Below are 17,331 nucleotides of genomic sequence, written 5' to 3' on the forward strand. Positions count from 1 at the left end.
TCCGTCTATTTGATACTATATTTTGAAAAGCAGCTTAGAAAAATGTAGATTTAGCGGGCAGCATAAAAAGAAAACGGCATGGGACTCTACAATATCCGAACTAGAGGTACTGGTATACCGTGCAACAGATAAGAGAGCCCACGCCTAGGTCGTGAGCTTCAAGCTTATCATCTTGTTGCTTTAAAATTACCAGTTTTCTAGTACAAGATTCTAAGCAATAGCTTCTAATATTTCTTTGAAGTATCGCAAAGTTACATCTATTGTAACTTATTTTACAAATATACAAAATATATTTGAATGTAGGCTTATTCAACTACAAATTTTTATTAAAAACTCCCCAAATTGCTTAGTCATTACTAATTTTAATGGATAAAATTGAATTTCGATTAGCATTTGGTAAGAATGTTGAAAAATATAGAAAAATACTTGGACTAAGTTATAGAGAATTAGCCCAAAAATGTGATGTTGACCATAGCAATATCAGCAAAATTGAGAAAGGGGAAGTTGATTTAAGAATATCAACCATACAAGAATTAGCAAAAGGTCTAAGAGTTCATCCAAAAGAATTGTTTGATATTTTATTTGATTTTGAAGATTATTATACTAATCTTGATAAGTAATTACTTTTGATGGAAACTAGATAACTACTGAAAAGCAATTACATCTCGTGTCCTTCTGACAAAGTGAAAATTTAGTTATTAGGCTTATTGCTTTTAGAGATATATTAATTGTTCTTTTTCATCAGTGTAAGTTAATTTTAGCACTCCTGTATTCATTTTTGCAATATCCTCTAAACTTCCAATGTTCAATTTTATTGGTTCATTTTTTTCATTTGGTATGAATATTCTATATTCTTTTTGAGTTTTAAACTTTTCATGCTTTCTGAAGAAATCAACTTTTCCAGAATAGTCATCTCCATAATATGAAACTTTATTTGCTTTGTAATTTTTAAATCCTAATTTTTGAAGCTCAGAAAAAATTCTTTCTAAAAATATTCTTGGTTTGTAAATTAAAATCAAACTATCTCCGAATGATTGGGTTTTATGCCTGATATCCGATCTGTCATTCATTAAGTCGTCGGAATAAATTCCTGTTAAGCAGTAAATATTTCCTTTAACTTCATTATCCTGTTTAAGAACAAGGTTATCTGTTTTTAAGGTGAATCCATTTTTTTCAATATCATCTTCGACATCACACATTTTTATTGTAGCCTCTCCAAAAAAATTTCTGTAATTTATTCCGTCGTTTTTATCGGAACGATCTTCATTTTCATCACAATTTCTAATATAATCAATGTGACTTATATAAATTTCTCCTTTTTCATATAATGCTTTTATGTGTTCTTCTTTTCCTCTTTTAAATAAAAAATACAATCTGTTTTCTTCAATTGGAATGATTTCATTTTTGTGTTCCATAATTTAATGTTTACGAGGGTTTTGATAGCATTACGCCTAACGACATGCTCTAAATCTGGTAAACAAATATAGCGTTTTATTTAAGCTATAGCGAGAAAAATCGTATTTTTATGTATGCAGCGTTTTCAAGGAATCCCCCGCCATCTGCTACAGATTGAGTAGTTTAACGTCTAGTCTATTGATACTCCAAAAGCTGAACCCTGAGCGAAGTCGAAGGGCTATCTTGTATCCTAAGGACAAAACGAAAATTTAGATATTTTACGACGTTTTTTTTTAAGAAATCCAGTTCATATATGAACTTTTTAAAGTCCATTTTCCATTTTGTTTTTCAAACAGAATATAATTTCCAGAACCCGTTAACATTCCGGAAGTTTTATCATAATAAAAAAACGCTTGTGTTTTAGATTTGTTGAACCCAATTCTCGACAATCTTAAAAGTCCAATAGAATTTGGAAATTTTTTATAAAAAAAATTCCAACCAGTATTAATATCTTTAAAAATTTCGTGGATTTCATTTTCATTTATAATTACAACTTTTTTATCATTTTTAAAAATTGAATCCAGATTGCTATCCGTTTTATTTATTTTTATGAAGTCATCAAAAGTTTCTTTTTCTAAAGATTTTAAAAACGTCTTTTTTAGATTTTCATATTTTAATTCTTTAAGTTTTTCATCAGACAAAATTTTAGTTTCTTTTTTCAGAACTATAGTTTTTTTTGAGTCAAAATTTTTGTCTTGTAAAAATTGTGAATAAACTTTGTATTCTTCTGAATTTTGAGCAAATAAAATTATTGGAAAGAATAGTAAAAGAAATATTTGTTTCATTTTTTAACGGTGTTTTTGTTTTAAAATGTCATACAACGTCAGACTGTGAAAAAACTTCCAATCTGGTAAACAAATATAGCGTTTTATTTGAGCTATAGCGATAAAAATCGTATTTTTATGTATGCGACATATTCAAGAAATCTCCCTCCATCAGCTACAGTTGAGTAGATTAACGGCTAGTCTATTGATACCTCAAAAGCTGAACCCTGTGCGAAGTCGAAGGGCTATCTTGTATCCTAAGGACAAAACGAAAAAATTATCGGTAGTTGTTATTTGTTTATTGTATTTTGTTTTACTGCAATTGATTCTAATTTATTTTCAAGTTCTGAAACTTTATTTGTAATGTATATGCTATAAATCGTTAAGCAAATAGTTATAAGTCCAAATAATACTTCCAAAATAGATTTTATGTTTTGTAGATTCTCTTTTAGATTAGCTTTATTATTATTGTTTGTTTCTTCCACAAACGATGTTGTTCTAACAAATACAGTTCCCTTTTGTGTTATTTTTCCTAACAGACTATTTGTAGGATTTAGCTCAATGTATCCGTTTAAATTTAATTTTTGTGTTGCTATTTCAAAAGGCTCAAATGGAAAAGGTAATTCAATTTGTGCTTGGTCTAGGTCAACTTCATTATCATCATATCTTCTCCAATATAAATATCGTAAAATTTCATCACAGATTTCATCTAAGTCAAATTTAGTTTCAATAGGGTAAGTCATGTTTTGATACTATTTTTCTTTTTGTTTAACTTGGAACATATATTAAGGTGTCAGAAATATGTGAAGTGAAATTTTTATTTTCTGTATTATATTCCTGAAATGCTTTTTGTTAGCAAGTGTTTTTTTTAATTCTGACTAACGTCAAATTTAGTGATTTGTTTTTTAATTCTTTTAATGATTCCGATTTTTCTTTTTTCGTCAAGGAACAGGTATTGTGTAGATGGATTATAGTTTTGCCCTTGCTCCTTGCTATCCGAAGTTAAAAACTTCGGAGCGTGATAATAAAAATGGTCAAAGTAAATTTCAAATTTCTAAATCGCTAAAAAATAAACCTCTCTAAAATTGCTTCTAAAGAGGTCAAATTTTATACTTTTTTAATGATTATTTTCTAAAAAGAGGAGTTGTGCAACAGCTACCGTTAGCGGTTCGGGCTTGTTGTTAATCTTTGTTGTCTTTTCGGTTTAATAATGGTCTGTGTTTTTTAATTAAATATTCTTCCAATTCATATCGTCCAAATGCAACCGGAAAAAGTGTCACTTTACACGTTTTTAAATATTCAGTTACTTTTCTGTCTTCTGTTTCGCTAAAATATCGTTTTTTGCCTTTAATTTCTTGTAGTTCGAAACCTAAAATGTCTGTTCCGATGTGTCTTCGAAGTGCAGAAAAATAAGTTCTTCCGCTATGAGTTTTTATACGTTCGCCAATGTCAGAACTTTCTCCGATATAAATTAGTTTATTTGATTTGTCTTTCACAAGATAAAGTCCAGCCGAACTAAAAATTTTTGTTTCAAACCAAGAAGTAAAATTCGATTTTAGGATTTTAATTTCCCCTTCTTCTAAAAGTTGTAAATAATTTTCTTGAACGGCATTCCAAAGTCCTTTCTGGTCAGCAATCGCAAACTTTTTACGTTTGTCAAGTTGGAAGCCGTTAAGTTTTGTTGGCAAGTTTACAATTCCAAATTCTTCTACTTCTTTTCGTCCAATATTTGTCGAAATAAATTGAATTTTAAATTTGTCAATTGTCGTAGATTTTGCAAGTTGATTTGTAGAGTTTAGTTTCTCAAAATTCTTGTAAAAAGTTGATGTTGTTGGCTTGAATTGTTGTTTAAGTCTTTTAATAAGTTCTTTACCTTCTCCAACATAAAACGGAACTTTGTCAAGCGATATTAGGTAATTTCCAAAACCTTTTTCACTTACTGTCGAAGTGTCGCAAAACGGTTGAGTTTTCAATTTGTTAAGTCCACACGATAAAATTTCGTCTGATTGTTTTTGAATAATATCCCAACTAAATTTCGCCATTTTTTATTGTCAGTTTTCGTTTTAAGTTCGGTCGTTGTAGCCTGACTGCTAACGACTCGGCGGCTTTGCGAAGTTTTCACAGGAAGCCTTGCTTCCATGGGAAAATTTTGCAAAAATACTTTTTGAGTTAGCTCAGCGTTCGTTTTTTTTGTTTTGTAAATTTAATAAAAAAACAACCTGTTTTCACAAAAAAAAAGACCTTTCTAGAAGTCTCTTCAATATCTTTAAAAACTTTTTACTATAAACCCATAATGCTTAAAAAAGCTACCGAAATTTGGAAAAGTAAACTCCCATTTTTAAATGAAAAAGAAGCACATGAGCTTGCCACAACGATTTCCTTTTTCTGGTGGAGAAATGGAAAATATTGCCATAAAATGTATGATAAATGTACTATTAACCAATTCTGAAACTACTTTTCAGCAAGCGCTAGAATTCTGTAAATATGAAAAGTGAAAAGAAGATAAAAACACTAACAAAATTGGGTTTTAAAGTTTAAATTTGTAAGAAATTAATAATTATGAAAAAAATGAACTTTAAAGAAGTAATCAAAAAACTAAACCAAATTGAAAATGAAATTTTTAATTTGGCTTATACAGTTGTTGATGGTGCTATTGACAACGAAAAATTTCTAAATAACAAATTAAGAATTACTTGGTTTTTAAAAGAACCTTATTCAGACGAAGAACATTCTTGGAAATATCGAGATGTTTTTACTTTAACTGATGAAAATATTAAAAATGATGAAGATTTATATGATGTATGGTTTAAAGATGTTGCCAGAAATACATGGCAACCAATTATATATGTTTCATATGGTATTTTAAATAGTTTTAAAACATGGAGTGAAATGTCGTATATAAGGGAAAATAGAGACATGTGTGATGTAATTCAAGAAATTTCAATAATAAATTCAAATAAAAATTTTTCAGAGACTGGCACTTTTTCACTTCAAGAAAATATTAAAACTGGATTTGACAAATTTGAAAATATTATAAAACAACAAATTGAATTACTTAATCCTAATGTTTTGATTTTTGGAAATACTTTCAATGAATACTATAAAAAATTATTAAAAATTGAAGAAAAACATAAAGTAAAAGAATTATCTAAATCAGATATAATTAATGTTTATTTTAAAGAAGGAAAAATATTTTTAGATGTATGGCATCCTTCTCAAAGAGGTAAAGCTTCACGTGAAGAATATGTTAATTCGATAATTAATTCTGTAAAAGAATTTGAAAATAAATTAAACTTTATTTCCTAACCGCCCCCCCCCCCCTGCTCTCCGAAGTTACAAACTTCGGAGCATTTAAGTAAAAATATTCAAAGTAACTTTCAAATTTTTCAATCACCTTAAAACTTCAATTCAAAACTTCCCCTGCTCTCCGAAGTTTGTAACTTCGGAGCATAATTAATTAAAAAACGCAACTTTAGCTGAGAATTTCAGTATCAATGTTTTGGTTTAATTTAGAACGATATCATCCTAAAATCTACTCTATAGCTAAAGCATATCTACTGTATGGCTAAAGTATGAAATCTCACCAATACCAGATGCCAAATTTTATGACAAGTTTTGGTACTATTGCAGATAATAACAGACTGTGAAAAAACATCACAAACTGGTAAACAAATATAGCGTTTTATTTGAGCTATAGCGATAAAAATCGTATTTATATATATGTGATATATTCAAGGAATTTCCATCCATCAGCTACAGTTGAGTAGTTTAGAAGATAAGATAACGGCTGATAATCTTGTTCGGTTTATTGACGCCCCAAAGCAGAACAGGAAATGGCGAAAGGGGCTTTTTGGTATTAAATATAAATTGTATTTTAACGCTCAATGTTAATTCTCTTTAAGCAATTAAAGATTTGTATAAGTATTTAAATAAATCATCAACTTTTTTTAAATTTTAGATTAGTAGAAAAAACAATACTTGTTTTTACATTTTTCCATAACTTTTACTTAATTCTATTTATTATCTTTGATGTTTAATAAAATGGAAAATCTAAATGGCTAAAACCGATACATCCACCTTTGAACAAAAACTATTTAAATCTGCGGATAAACTGCGTAAAAATATAGATGCAGCAGAATACAAGCACGTAGTTCTTGGATTGATTTTTTTAAAATATATTTCTGAATCTTTTTCTGAAAAATATGAAGAACTAGACAAAGACGAATATTCTGACCCTGAAGATAGAGATGAATACATCGCAGCTAATATTTTCTTTGTACCTAAAGATGCCCGTTGGAGTCATATTCACGCCAATGCCAAACTGCCAACGATTGGGCAAACCATAGATGAAGCAATGGAAGCTATTGAAAGGGAGAATAAAGAACTAAAAAATGTACTCCCTCAAGTATATGGTAAAGCCAATCTAGATAAAACTTCCCTTGGCGAATTGATAGACCTTATTTCTAATACCGATTTACAAGCAGAAAATGATAATTCTAAAGACCTTTTTGGTAGAGTTTACGAATATTTTTTAGGTGAATTTGCCAATGCAGAGGGTAAAAAAGGCGGACAATTCTATACCCCAAAAGCCATTGTAAAACTAATGGTAGAAATGATAGAACCCTACAAAGGCAGAGTGTATGACCCTGCCAGTGGAAGTGGCGGTATGTTTGTAATGAGCGAAAAATTTGTTTTAGAACATCGTGGTAGAATTAATGATATTACGGTGTACGGACAAGAAAGCAACCAAACCACTTGGAAACTCTCTAAAATGAACCTTGCCATCAGAAACATCAATTCTAAATTTGTAGCTTGGAACAGTGAAGGTTCTTTTCTAAAAGATGCTCACCCAGATTTAAAAGCTGATTTTATTCTTGCCAATCCACCTTTTAACCAAAGCGATTGGGGTATTGATATTTTGCAGGAAGACGGGCGTTGGAAATATGGTGTACCACCCAATGGAAATGCCAATTATGGTTGGCTGCAACATATGTTGTATCACCTTTCACCAAAAGGGGTTATGGCAACCGTTCTCAGTAATGGTTCTCTCAGTTCTAATACTTCCGGTGAGGGCGAGATTAGAAAAAATATGATTTTGTCAGATTTGGTAGAATGTATTGTGGCTTTACCAAAACAGTTGTTTTACAATACAGGAATACCGGCGTGTATTTGGATAATGCGCCGAGACAAAAATCACCATAACCGTGAAGTTCTTTTTATAGATGCCAGCGAAATGGGATATATGAAAGACCGTGTACATCGTGATTTATCAGATGATGATGTGGATAAAATAAAAGAAACTTATCATAATTGGAGAAAAGGTGAAAATTATCATAACCAAAAAGGGTATTGTAAGAGTGCTACAATAGAAGAAATTGAAAAGCATGGTTATATACTTACTCCTGGACGATATGTAGGAATGGAAGAGTATGATAATGATAATATTTCTTTTACGTCAGAATTAATTTGTATCAATAAAACTTTAAGAGAATTCACGAATAAAGATGCAGAATTAAATGATAAAATTTCTAAACAATTGAATCAATATTTTCCACATATTAACTGGGACAATATGAATTTTTCATCAAATGAAATTTTAGAACACACAGCAAAAGTTATTTTTAAAGAATGGTTTGATAAATATAAAACTGATGACAAGTTGCCTGAAGGCTGGAAAGTTGATACTATTGGTAGTTTAATTGATATTAAGAGAGGTGGTTCTCCTAGACCAATACAAGATTTTATTTCAGAAAGTGGATATAGATGGCTGAAAATTTCTGATGCTACAGCTACTGATTCGCCTTATATTTTTAGAATAAAAGAATGCATAATAAAAGAAGGATTAAATAAAACAGTTTTAAAAAAAGCTGGTGATTTAGTCCTTTCGAATAGTGCAACTCCTGGAATTCCAAAGTTTTTAGCTGTTGATACATGCATACACGATGGTTGGTTGCATTTTCCTTCGTCTAAAGTTTCAAATGAATATCTCTATTTATTGTTTTTAAGCATACGTCCTAAACTTGTACAGCAAGGTAGTGGTAGTGTTTTTACAAATTTAAAAACAGATATTCTTAGACAATACGAAATAGTTATACCAGATGAGAAAACATTTAAAGAGTTTGACAAACTAATAAAACCAATTTTTGAAAGGATATATTCTAACTCTTCTCAAATCCATGAGTTTATAAGAGAAAGGGAACTTCAAATAAATGAAAATGATTTAAATGTAGCGACTATTTTATGAAAGAAAAAGTAATATTTGATACAAATACTTTACGGAATCCAGAAATCAATAAATTTCTAGGCAATAGAAAAGAGTTAGAACTTTTTGTACAGGATGCAGATATTATAATACCATTGACTGTTGTTGAAGAAATTAAAAGACAGAAAAGAACAAAATTAAAGAGCAATAAAGACAGTTTTATTTCAAACCCTTTTCACAGACTAAGAGAAATAAATGAAGAAGAAACCAAAGCTTTTGATATTGATGCTTATATAGAAAAACTTATTGATGAAGAAACAATATCTTTTGAGATTATTGATATAAAAAATAATGATGTATTACCTTTAATTAAGGAATTGGCTATTAGCAAACAGCCACCTTTTGAGCCAAAAGATGATACAGATAAAGGTTTTAAAGATGCTCTTATTTATTTTTCAGTCTTAGAGTATTTACAAGAAATACCTGATAAATATGTTTTTCTTTGCGCAAAAGATAATAGGTTAGAAGAAGCATTCAAAGACAATCCAAATGTAATTGTCGTTAAAGATTACGAAGAATTTAAACAATACAGCGTTTCTCAATTTTTTGATGAGTACTTTATTCAAAAACTGAAAGATGAGCTAGGCTTTGAAATAACTAAAGATAATATTAAAGAATATTGGATTAATATCAATGATAATAAAGTACTTCTAATAAAAAAGGATGATGAAGAATATGTGGTTGAGACGGATTCGGGAGAAATTATAGGCTTTTGTAGCAAAAAAGATTTTATAGAAAACATTGAAAAGTTAATTTTATCACCAAGCTTTGCAACTACACACTATTTAATATCAGAATTAATGTCTTTCCAAAATTATTTTTCATTAGAAGAAATTGAAAAATTACTAAATGCTACATATAATAATAACCAAATTGGTTGGATTATAAATGATGATGATATAAAAGAATTTATAGGACGATTATATATTTCAAGCAAAGGAGTTATAACAAATAAAGAAACTATAAATTTTTTAGAAGAAATTTTTAAATAAATTATACCATGGAAGAACCATTTAAACCCTCAAGTCTATCAATCAAAGAATTATTTGGAAATGCAGATGCCAAATATAAAATACCTCAATATCAAAGACCATATAAATGGGAAGATGAACAGGTTGAATTACTTTGGCAAGATATTTATGAAGCTTATGAAAATGGCGAAAGTAACTACTTTTTGGGTTCAATAATTACTGCAAAACCAAGAGATAATGAAAGTACAGCCTATTCAGATGTTGTTGATGGACAACAACGTTTAACAACACTGATGATTTTATTCTGTGTTATTAGGGATTTATATCCAGAACTTAATAAAAATGATACAGATGAAACTTCTGTAAAATCTTTTACTATTCAACATTCTATTGCAGAATTTGGACAATATGATAGATTAAAACTGTTTACTCATGCTCAACATAGTACTGATTTTGAAACTTATATTCTAAAAGGAAATACATTGAATGTTAATAAGCCATTCAAATACCAAATAAGAACTGACGAAGAGCCAAAATTTAAGTTTATAAATACTGCTGTTATTTTTAAAAACAAGCTTACTGATTTAGGAATTTCACAGTCAGAAAAGTTTATAAATTTTTTATTTAACAATGTAAAATTAATTAGAATAGATTGTAAGAATCGAGAATTTGCAATAAAACTATTTCAAGTTTTAAATGATAGAGGAATGGATTTAACAGCAGCAGATTTGATTAAAAGTTTTTTGCTAGAAAAGTTATATACAAAACATAAAGATAATCCAGATGTTTCTAAACTAAAAGAGGAGCAATTCATTTCTGACTGGAGAGATATGGAACAAAATATAAAGAATTGTGATTTAAGCTTAAATGATTTATTTATTATTTATGAATATTATACTCTTGGACAAAATCCAAAAAAATCTTTATATGATGAATTACAAACAGCATTTGAAGATAAGGATCCAAACGAATTAATTGGTAAAATTAAAGAATTTGCAAACACCTATTTAAATGAGATTTATAATAAACAAGATAAAGTTTTATTTTCGTTTTGGTACATAAGATGGTCAATGTATTGGAAAAGTATTTTAATGACTGCCTTACATACTAATTTTAATGAATATGAAGAGTTAAAATTAAAACTTAGAAGTTTTTACTATTTATATTGGATTGCAGGTAAAACTTTATCACAAATTAAACAAACATCTTTTAATTTAATTGGTTGGGTAAAAGAGAAAAAATCTATGAATTTTATTCAAGATGAATTAAATAAAAAACTAGAAACTGATGGTATTTTAGAATTAGCAGCACGTTACTTAACTTCAGAAAGAGTTGCACAAGAACCTTGGATTAAGCCTTTACTTATTTTAATGGAATATAATGTAACTGATGAAAGCAAATTATCATTTATATATCTAGATAAAGATTTACATTTAGAACACATATTACCAATTAAATATAATAAATATCCTGAATGGAATCATATTTCACTTGAGACAGCAAATAAATGGTTAAATAGTGTTGGTAATTTAACTTTACTTGGTGGCTCAAAAAATATAGAAGCGAGTAATAGTCCTTTTCAAATGAAAATGGGAGTTTACAAAGGAAAAGGCAAGTATGAACAGAAAAATGAGAAGATTACTGCTTTTATGATTACACAAAATATAGTTAATGATTATGAAAATAATAAATATAATAAACTATGGAATGATATAGCTATGATTGATAGATGGAAATGGTTTTTTACTGAAGCTTCTGAAATATTAAAAGTAGATTTTGAGAATATAAAGAATGAACACAACCCAATTTTAATTTAATGAATCATATTTCTGAAAACACCATAGAACAGTCATTGATTGAGCAACTTGTACAGCAAGGCTACACCTATTATTACGGTGCAGACATTGCTCCTTACAGTGATAACCCACAAAGAGAAAGTTTTTCTTCTGTAGTACTGGAAAATCATTTCAAAGAAAGTCTTAAAAAACTTAATCCTACCATCCCAGAATCTGCAAGAGCAGAAGCATTTCAAAAAATAATAAATTTGGGTACAGAAGATATAATGGAAAACAACGAGCGTTTTCATTCTTATCTTACCAATGGGGTTACGGTAGAATACCAAAAAGGGGAGAATACCATAGGCATCAATGTTCGCGTACTCGATACCGAAAATATAGAGAATAATAGTTTTTGGGTAGTTAATCAATTGGTAGTAAAAGAAAACAACAACGAAAAACGTTTTGATGTTGTGGTGTTCATTAATGGTTTGCCGTTGGTTTTCATAGAACTCAAAAATGCCTCAGATGAAAAAGCGACTTTGCAAAAAGCGTTTAAACAAATACAGAATTATAAAAAAGCAGTTCCTAGTATTTTTTATTACAATGCACTTTGTGTAATTTCTGATGGTATAGATGCCAAAGTGTCTAGTGTTTCTGCTCCATTTTCCAGATACCTCGCTTGGAAAGCGCCAAAAGAAGCCACAAGCGAAAGCGAACTGGCGAAACAAAGTAACACCCTACAAACCGATTTGCAAATTCTTACCAAATATATGCTCAATAAAGATGCTTTGGTAAAACTCATTCGATATTGTACGGTATTTGAGCAAGAAGAAGTAAAAAATGCTGAAGGCATTATTTCACAAGTTAAAATAAAAAAAGTAGCAGCTTATCACCAGTATTACGCGGTGCAAAAAGCAGTAGCACAAACCTTAAGAGCGACTCATTCTACCGATGGTGATAGAAAAATAGGGGTGGTTTGGCATACCCAAGGGAGTGGCAAATCGCTATCAATGGTTTTCTTTAGCGGTCAGATTATTACCCATCCGCAAATGGAAAATCCAACTTTAGTAATCCTTACCGATAGAAATGATTTAGACGACCAATTATTCGGAACGTTTGGGAATTGTGTAGGATTGCTGCGCCAAAAACCAGTACAGGCAGAAAGCCGAGAGCACATCAAAGATTTGTTAAAAGTTTCGGGTGGTGGTGTTATTTTTACCACCATTCAAAAATTTGCACCAGAGACAGGGAATGTCTATGAAACCCTTTCAGAGAGAACCAATATTGTAGTCATTGCAGATGAAGCACACCGAAGTCAGTATGGTTTTAAAGGTAGAGAAGTAGAAACAGAAGAAGGTTCAGCAATAAGATATGGCAATGCGAAATATTTAAGGGATGCTTTACCAAACGCCTCTTACATTGGTTTCACAGGAACACCTATTGAAAAAGAAGACAAATCTACTCCTGCCGTTTTTGGAAAATATATTGATGTTTATGATATTAAACAAGCAGTAGATGATGGTGCTACAGTCCCTATAAGTTATGAATCCCGCTTAATCAAAATAAAGATTGATGAAACTACAATGGCTTCTATAGATGAAGACATTAATGCTATTTCTGATGCTACAGAAGAACAACTAGAAAAAGCCAAAAAGAAATTAGCAACGATAGACTCAGTTGTAGGACATCCAGACCGTTTGAAAGATATTGCTAAAGATATTGTTGCACACTTTGAAGCAAGACAGCAAGTTTTTGAAGGAAAAGCGATGATTGTTTGTATGACAAGAAACATCTGCGCAATGCTTTATAATGAAATTATAGCATTAAAACCAGAATGGCATCATAACGATTTAGATAAAGGGGTATTAAAAGTAATTATGACAAGCTCTACAGACGATAGCGCATTGTTGCAGCCACACCATACCACAAAAAAACAACGCAAGGATTTAGCAATCCGTATGAAAGACCCTAATGATGACTTAAAAATGGTTATTGTTAGAGATATGTGGTTAACAGGTTTTGATGCGCCAAGTATGCACACAATGTACATTGATAAAAAAATGCAAGGTGCTAATCTAATGCAAGCCATTGCAAGAGTAAACAGAGTATATAAAGATAAACCAGGTGGTTTAATTGTAGATTATATTGGTATTGGACAAGATTTAAGAAATGCAATGGCTACCTATCTGCAAAGTGGCGGAGAAGGGACACCAATTGTAGATATTAAAGAAGCCATTGCAGGAATGCTTGAAAAGCACGAAGTATTAGAGCAAATGTTTATAGGGTATGATTATAAATCTTATTTTTCAAGTGATACCGCACAAAAACTTCAAATATTATTAGGGGCTCAAAATTTTATTTTAGAATCAGAAACCTTGAAAAATCGATTTTTAAAAGAAATTGGTTTGCTTTCTAAATTTTTTGCATTGTCAATTCCAAGCACAGAAGCTGATGTTATAAAAGATGAAGTAGCTTTTTTCCAAGCGGTAAAATCTAGAATTAATAAATTTAGCAGCAATGGTGTAAAATCGGATTATGAGGTAGAAACTGCTATCAAACAGATTGTGGATGAAGCTTTATCAAGTGATGGGGTAATTGATATTTTTGAAGCAGCAGGAATAGAAGCGCCATCAGTGGGTATTCTGTCGGACGAGTTTTTGTTAGAAGTAAAAAATATGCAACAAAAAAATGTTGCTTTTGAATTGCTTAAAAAGCTATTAAGTGACGAAATAAAAATAAGAAAGACTAGAAACTTGGTACAAGGAAAGAAATTTTCAGAAATGTTAGAGTCTGTTGTAAAACGCTATCATAATAACCAAATAGATTCCGCACAAGTACTGAAAGAATTATCTGAAATAGCCAAAGAATTGAGGCTAGAAGATGCAAAGTCTGAAGAGTTAGGACTAAGCCCAGAAGAATATGCTTTTTATAGTGTTTTAAAAGATAATGATTCTACTTCATTTTTAGACGATGAAAAGATGAAAGAATTAATTCACACCATTGTAGATGTGATTAGGAAAAATGCAACTGTTGATTGGAGTAAACGTGATGATGTAAGAGCACAATTAAGACTTACGGTAAAGAAATTATTAATGCGCTATGGTTATCCTCCTGATTTAGCTAAAATGGAAGCTGACAGAGTTATTGCGCAAAGTGAAAGTCTGGCAGATATTTTTAGTAGAGATAATTAAATAACAAAAGATGCTATTTTTAACCTCCCATTAATTGTAATAATATTATAGTTATTCTTTTAGTTTTTATTCTAGCTTTTATCGATGTTTTTTATAATAATTATACATTTAAAGTATACAATCTTTAAAAATAATATTTAATAAAATGATTTACGGTTACATTAGAGTAAGTACAGACAAGCAGACAGTAGAAAATCAAAGATTTGAAATTAACCAATTTTGCATTTTCAAAAGATATTCAGATAAACAAATGGATAGAAGAAACAATCAGTTCTGTGGAACGACTGGATCAAAGAAAATTTGGGAAGCTTCTCAATAAGATGAAAAAAGGAGATCAGTTAATTGTAACAGAATCATCAAGAATGGGACGAAATCTTATGCAAATAAAGGAAATTCTCCACGATTGTATGGAAAAATAAATTATGGTTTATACCATAAAAGAAAACTATGAATTGGGCAATAATATCAATTCTAAAGTTTTAGCATTTGCATTTGGTTTATCGGCAAAAATTGAAAGAAATCTTATTTCCCAAAGAACCAAAGAAGCATTAGCAAGAAAGCGTGCTGAAGGAGTTATTCTCGGTCGTCCCGTAGGAAGTAAATCCGCTAGAACCAAACTTACAGGACAGGAAAAGAAGATTCAAGAATTGTTAGATAAAAAAGTTTCGTATTCCGCTATAGGCAGAATTTTGGGCGTTCACAGATTAACCGTAAGTAGTTTTGTAAAAAGGCAGAAATTAAGTTATTAGAAAAATTGCCCTTGTTTTGTTACAAAATAAAGTAAAAATCACCCTTGTTTTGTTACAAAAATTTAGTAGATTTGGGTTTGTTTTATGAAGGGAATGAATTTTAAACGACATATTTTTCATGAGTTGGTTCAATGGAGAACGAGTTCCAATGCCAAGCCGTTGATACTAAGAGGAGCTCGACAAGTAGGAAAAACGACCTTGGTTCGTAGTTTCGGGGAAAGTTATACCCATTTTATAGAACTTAATTTAGAGAAAAGCGAAGATGCTAGTCTCGTAGAACGGAGTAATAGTGTACAGGAATTGGTCAATTTTTTGGCATTAAAAAATGAAATCTCTCCAAAAGATTTCCCCCAAACACTGCTTTTTATTGATGAAATCCAGGAATCCGAAAAAGCTATTTCTTTTTTGCGTTATTTTCATGAGGACTTGCCAGAATTGAATGTCATTGCTGCGGGTTCTTTGCTGGAGCATACTTTAAAGAAAACTAAAAATTATCCAGTAGGTCGGATTAATTATCTGTATCTGTTTCCTTTAAATTTTCAGGAATATCTTGAAGCACAAGGAAAAAAGAATTTGTTAGAAAGATTTCGGAATGTTCCCGTTGACGACATTGCCCACGAACTTTTGATGAAAGAGTTCCACACTTATTGTATTATTGGAGGAATGCCTGAAATTGTCGCCAACTATGTTGCTAATAAAGATTTATTATCCCTTCCACAGATTTATGAAAGTATTTGGAATACCTACAAAGATGATGTGATAAAATACGCAGATAGTAAATCGGAAGAAAATGTGATGAAACACATCGTAAATACCGCTGCATCATTTGTTGACCAAAGGATTAAATTTCAAAATTTCGGACACTCTAATTATAAGTCGAGGGAAGTGAGCGAGGCATTTAATAATTTAGATGCCGCAAAGGTCATTCAGGTAATTTATCCTTGTACCAATGTAGAGCCGCCAATTCTTCCAGATTATAAAAAATCGCCACGATTACAATTTTTGGATACAGGAATTTTAAATTTTGATCTGAATATTCAAGCCGATTTGTTGCTAATGAAAGACCTTAACGAAGCATACAAAGGAGCGATTATACCTCATATTATCAATCAGGAAGTTTTGTCTTTGAATATTACGGATTACAAAAAGACCAACTTTTGGGTTCGGGACAAAACGCAATCATCAGCAGAGGTGGATTTGCTCATTGCTCACGGAAAATTCTTGATTCCTATTGAAATTAAATCGGGGAAAACGGGAAGTTTGAAATCTTTGCATCAATTTGTGAATCAAGCCCCTCATCAATTCGCAGTCAGAATGTATGGGGGAAAATTCAACATTGAAGAAACCGTTACACCAGAAGGTAAACCTTACTTGTTAATGAATTTGCCCTATTATTTAGGGACGTATTTAAAACAATATATCAATTACTTTATCACTAAATACAATGTCGAATAATTTTATTACCAATAATAAACAACAGAAAACACTAAAAGGAAGATTGAATACTTTGATTTCTATTAGTGATGAGCTGAAATTTCTGGTAGGTTATTTTTATTTTTCAGGATGGTCAGATATCTACTTGAGTCTTCAAAAAAATCCTCAACAAAAAATAAAATTGTTAGTGGGGTTACAAGTTTGTAATTATTTAGGCGCTCAAACGAAAAACTCCTAAAAACAATGAAGTTTATAATGTTGATATTTTTCATAGGCGACAAGAGATTTTAGATGATATAGATTCGGATATTCAATTATTTAAAGATATTCAAAAGCGACTGAAAGACTTAAAATTAGTAGAGAATGATCCTAAGCAGGAAGAAATTATAAAAAAAATAAAACGCCTTCTAGCTAATGAGCCGAACAGAAAAATTATTCTGTTTTCAGAATATGTAGATACAATTCATCATCTTGAGAAACGATTCAAATCAGAATTTAAGAATGAAGTATTGGTTTGTGATGGTAAAGTTTCAAAAGATTTAGCAAGACATTTAAACAGTGATTTTAATGCACAATATAATAGGGGCTTAAAACAGCTCATTTTAAAATATTATTAACTTCAGACAAGTTGTCCGAAGGGTTTAATATTATAAAGTCTTTATTTGTTAATTGATAATGTATTTAATACTAAATTTATATATCTAATTGCATATAATTATTGCAAATT

Annotated in this window: 13 protein-coding genes and 1 pseudogene; 10 read left to right on the forward strand and 4 right to left on the reverse strand. The window is 30.3% G+C overall.

What is annotated here, in order from left to right:
* Nucleotides 1-365 precede the first annotated feature (365 nt).
* Complete coding sequence (locus tag QM746_RS05580) at nucleotides 366-620, forward strand: helix-turn-helix domain-containing protein (RefSeq protein ID WP_414983312.1); 255 nt, start codon at nucleotides 366-368, stop codon at nucleotides 618-620.
* 93 nt (nucleotides 621-713) lie between these two features.
* On the opposite strand, the gene QM746_RS05585 is transcribed toward QM746_RS05580, so the two are convergent.
* From QM746_RS05585 to QM746_RS05600, 4 genes are all read right to left on the reverse strand, one after another.
* Nucleotides 714-1,415: a hypothetical protein gene (locus QM746_RS05585; RefSeq protein WP_414983313.1), complete on the reverse strand. Its 702-nt coding sequence runs from the start codon at nucleotides 1,413-1,415 to the stop codon at nucleotides 714-716.
* A gap of 273 nt (nucleotides 1,416-1,688) precedes the next feature.
* Nucleotides 1,689-2,240, reverse strand: a complete 552-nt coding sequence (locus QM746_RS05590; protein ID WP_414983314.1) for a hypothetical protein — start codon at nucleotides 2,238-2,240, stop codon at nucleotides 1,689-1,691.
* Between the two features lie 269 nt (nucleotides 2,241-2,509).
* Nucleotides 2,510-2,962 carry a hypothetical protein gene (locus tag QM746_RS05595; RefSeq protein ID WP_414983315.1) on the reverse strand — a complete coding sequence of 151 codons (453 nt, stop codon included), beginning with the start codon at nucleotides 2,960-2,962 and terminating at the stop codon, nucleotides 2,510-2,512.
* A 438-nt stretch (nucleotides 2,963-3,400) separates the two neighbouring features.
* Complete coding sequence (locus QM746_RS05600) at nucleotides 3,401-4,261, reverse strand: GIY-YIG nuclease family protein (protein ID WP_414983316.1); 861 nt, start codon at nucleotides 4,259-4,261, stop codon at nucleotides 3,401-3,403.
* Between the two features lie 300 nt (nucleotides 4,262-4,561).
* Between QM746_RS05600 and QM746_RS05605 the strand changes: the two genes are divergently transcribed.
* The 9 genes and pseudogenes from QM746_RS05605 (at nucleotide 4,562) to QM746_RS05645 (ending at nucleotide 16,842) form a co-directional block, all read left to right on the forward strand.
* Nucleotides 4,562-4,714 (forward strand): hypothetical protein, encoded by a 153-nt coding sequence (locus tag QM746_RS05605; protein WP_414983317.1) that lies wholly within the window; start codon nucleotides 4,562-4,564, stop codon nucleotides 4,712-4,714.
* Nucleotides 4,715-4,778: 64 nt separating this feature from the next.
* Nucleotides 4,779-5,525 (forward strand): hypothetical protein, encoded by a 747-nt coding sequence (locus QM746_RS05610; RefSeq protein WP_414983318.1) that lies wholly within the window; start codon nucleotides 4,779-4,781, stop codon nucleotides 5,523-5,525.
* A 748-nt stretch (nucleotides 5,526-6,273) separates the two neighbouring features.
* Nucleotides 6,274-8,463 carry an N-6 DNA methylase gene (locus tag QM746_RS05615; protein WP_414983319.1) on the forward strand — a complete coding sequence of 730 codons (2,190 nt, stop codon included), beginning with the start codon at nucleotides 6,274-6,276 and terminating at the stop codon, nucleotides 8,461-8,463.
* Nucleotides 8,460-9,473: a PIN domain-containing protein gene (locus QM746_RS05620; RefSeq protein ID WP_414983320.1), complete on the forward strand. Its 1,014-nt coding sequence runs from the start codon at nucleotides 8,460-8,462 to the stop codon at nucleotides 9,471-9,473. Before QM746_RS05615 ends, QM746_RS05620 begins: the two co-directional genes overlap by 4 nt.
* 8 nt (nucleotides 9,474-9,481) lie before the next feature.
* Entirely contained in the window at nucleotides 9,482-11,269 is a 1,788-nt protein-coding gene (locus QM746_RS05625) for a DUF262 domain-containing protein (RefSeq protein ID WP_414983321.1), read from the forward strand.
* Nucleotides 11,269-14,421 carry a type I restriction endonuclease subunit R gene (locus tag QM746_RS05630; RefSeq protein ID WP_414983322.1) on the forward strand — a complete coding sequence of 1,051 codons (3,153 nt, stop codon included), beginning with the start codon at nucleotides 11,269-11,271 and terminating at the stop codon, nucleotides 14,419-14,421. The genes QM746_RS05625 and QM746_RS05630 overlap by 1 nt, the downstream gene beginning before the upstream one ends.
* A gap of 145 nt (nucleotides 14,422-14,566) precedes the next feature.
* Nucleotides 14,567-15,170 (forward strand): annotated as a pseudogene (locus QM746_RS05635) (master DNA invertase Mpi family serine-type recombinase).
* A 93-nt stretch (nucleotides 15,171-15,263) separates the two neighbouring features.
* Complete coding sequence (locus QM746_RS05640) at nucleotides 15,264-16,625, forward strand: ATP-binding protein (protein WP_414983323.1); 1,362 nt, start codon at nucleotides 15,264-15,266, stop codon at nucleotides 16,623-16,625.
* Nucleotides 16,615-16,842, forward strand: coding sequence for a hypothetical protein (locus tag QM746_RS05645; RefSeq protein ID WP_414983324.1), 228 nt, complete (start codon nucleotides 16,615-16,617; stop codon nucleotides 16,840-16,842). Before QM746_RS05640 ends, QM746_RS05645 begins: the two co-directional genes overlap by 11 nt.
* Nucleotides 16,843-17,331: the final 489 nt, after the last annotated feature.

The organism is Cloacibacterium sp. (assembly GCF_047601505.1).
Lineage (GTDB): Bacteria > Bacteroidota > Bacteroidia > Flavobacteriales > Weeksellaceae > Cloacibacterium.

Excerpts from the sequence above, each read along its gene's own strand:
- QM746_RS05580 (WP_414983312.1), top strand. The coding sequence starts at position 366 with ATGGATAAAATTGAATTTCGATTAGCATTTGGTAAGAATGTTGAAAAA.
- QM746_RS05585 (WP_414983313.1), bottom strand. The coding sequence starts at position 1,415 with ATGGAACACAAAAATGAAATCATTCCAATTGAAGAAAACAGATTGTAT.
- QM746_RS05590 (WP_414983314.1), bottom strand. The coding sequence starts at position 2,240 with ATGAAACAAATATTTCTTTTACTATTCTTTCCAATAATTTTATTTGCT.
- QM746_RS05595 (WP_414983315.1), bottom strand. The coding sequence starts at position 2,962 with ATGACTTACCCTATTGAAACTAAATTTGACTTAGATGAAATCTGTGAT.
- QM746_RS05600 (WP_414983316.1), bottom strand. The coding sequence starts at position 4,261 with ATGGCGAAATTTAGTTGGGATATTATTCAAAAACAATCAGACGAAATT.
- QM746_RS05605 (WP_414983317.1), top strand. The coding sequence starts at position 4,562 with ATGAAAAAGAAGCACATGAGCTTGCCACAACGATTTCCTTTTTCTGGT.
- QM746_RS05610 (WP_414983318.1), top strand. The coding sequence starts at position 4,779 with ATGAAAAAAATGAACTTTAAAGAAGTAATCAAAAAACTAAACCAAATT.
- QM746_RS05615 (WP_414983319.1), top strand. The coding sequence starts at position 6,274 with ATGGCTAAAACCGATACATCCACCTTTGAACAAAAACTATTTAAATCT.
- QM746_RS05620 (WP_414983320.1), top strand. The coding sequence starts at position 8,460 with ATGAAAGAAAAAGTAATATTTGATACAAATACTTTACGGAATCCAGAA.
- QM746_RS05625 (WP_414983321.1), top strand. The coding sequence starts at position 9,482 with ATGGAAGAACCATTTAAACCCTCAAGTCTATCAATCAAAGAATTATTT.
- QM746_RS05630 (WP_414983322.1), top strand. The coding sequence starts at position 11,269 with ATGAATCATATTTCTGAAAACACCATAGAACAGTCATTGATTGAGCAA.
- QM746_RS05640 (WP_414983323.1), top strand. The coding sequence starts at position 15,264 with ATGAATTTTAAACGACATATTTTTCATGAGTTGGTTCAATGGAGAACG.
- QM746_RS05645 (WP_414983324.1), top strand. The coding sequence starts at position 16,615 with ATGTCGAATAATTTTATTACCAATAATAAACAACAGAAAACACTAAAA.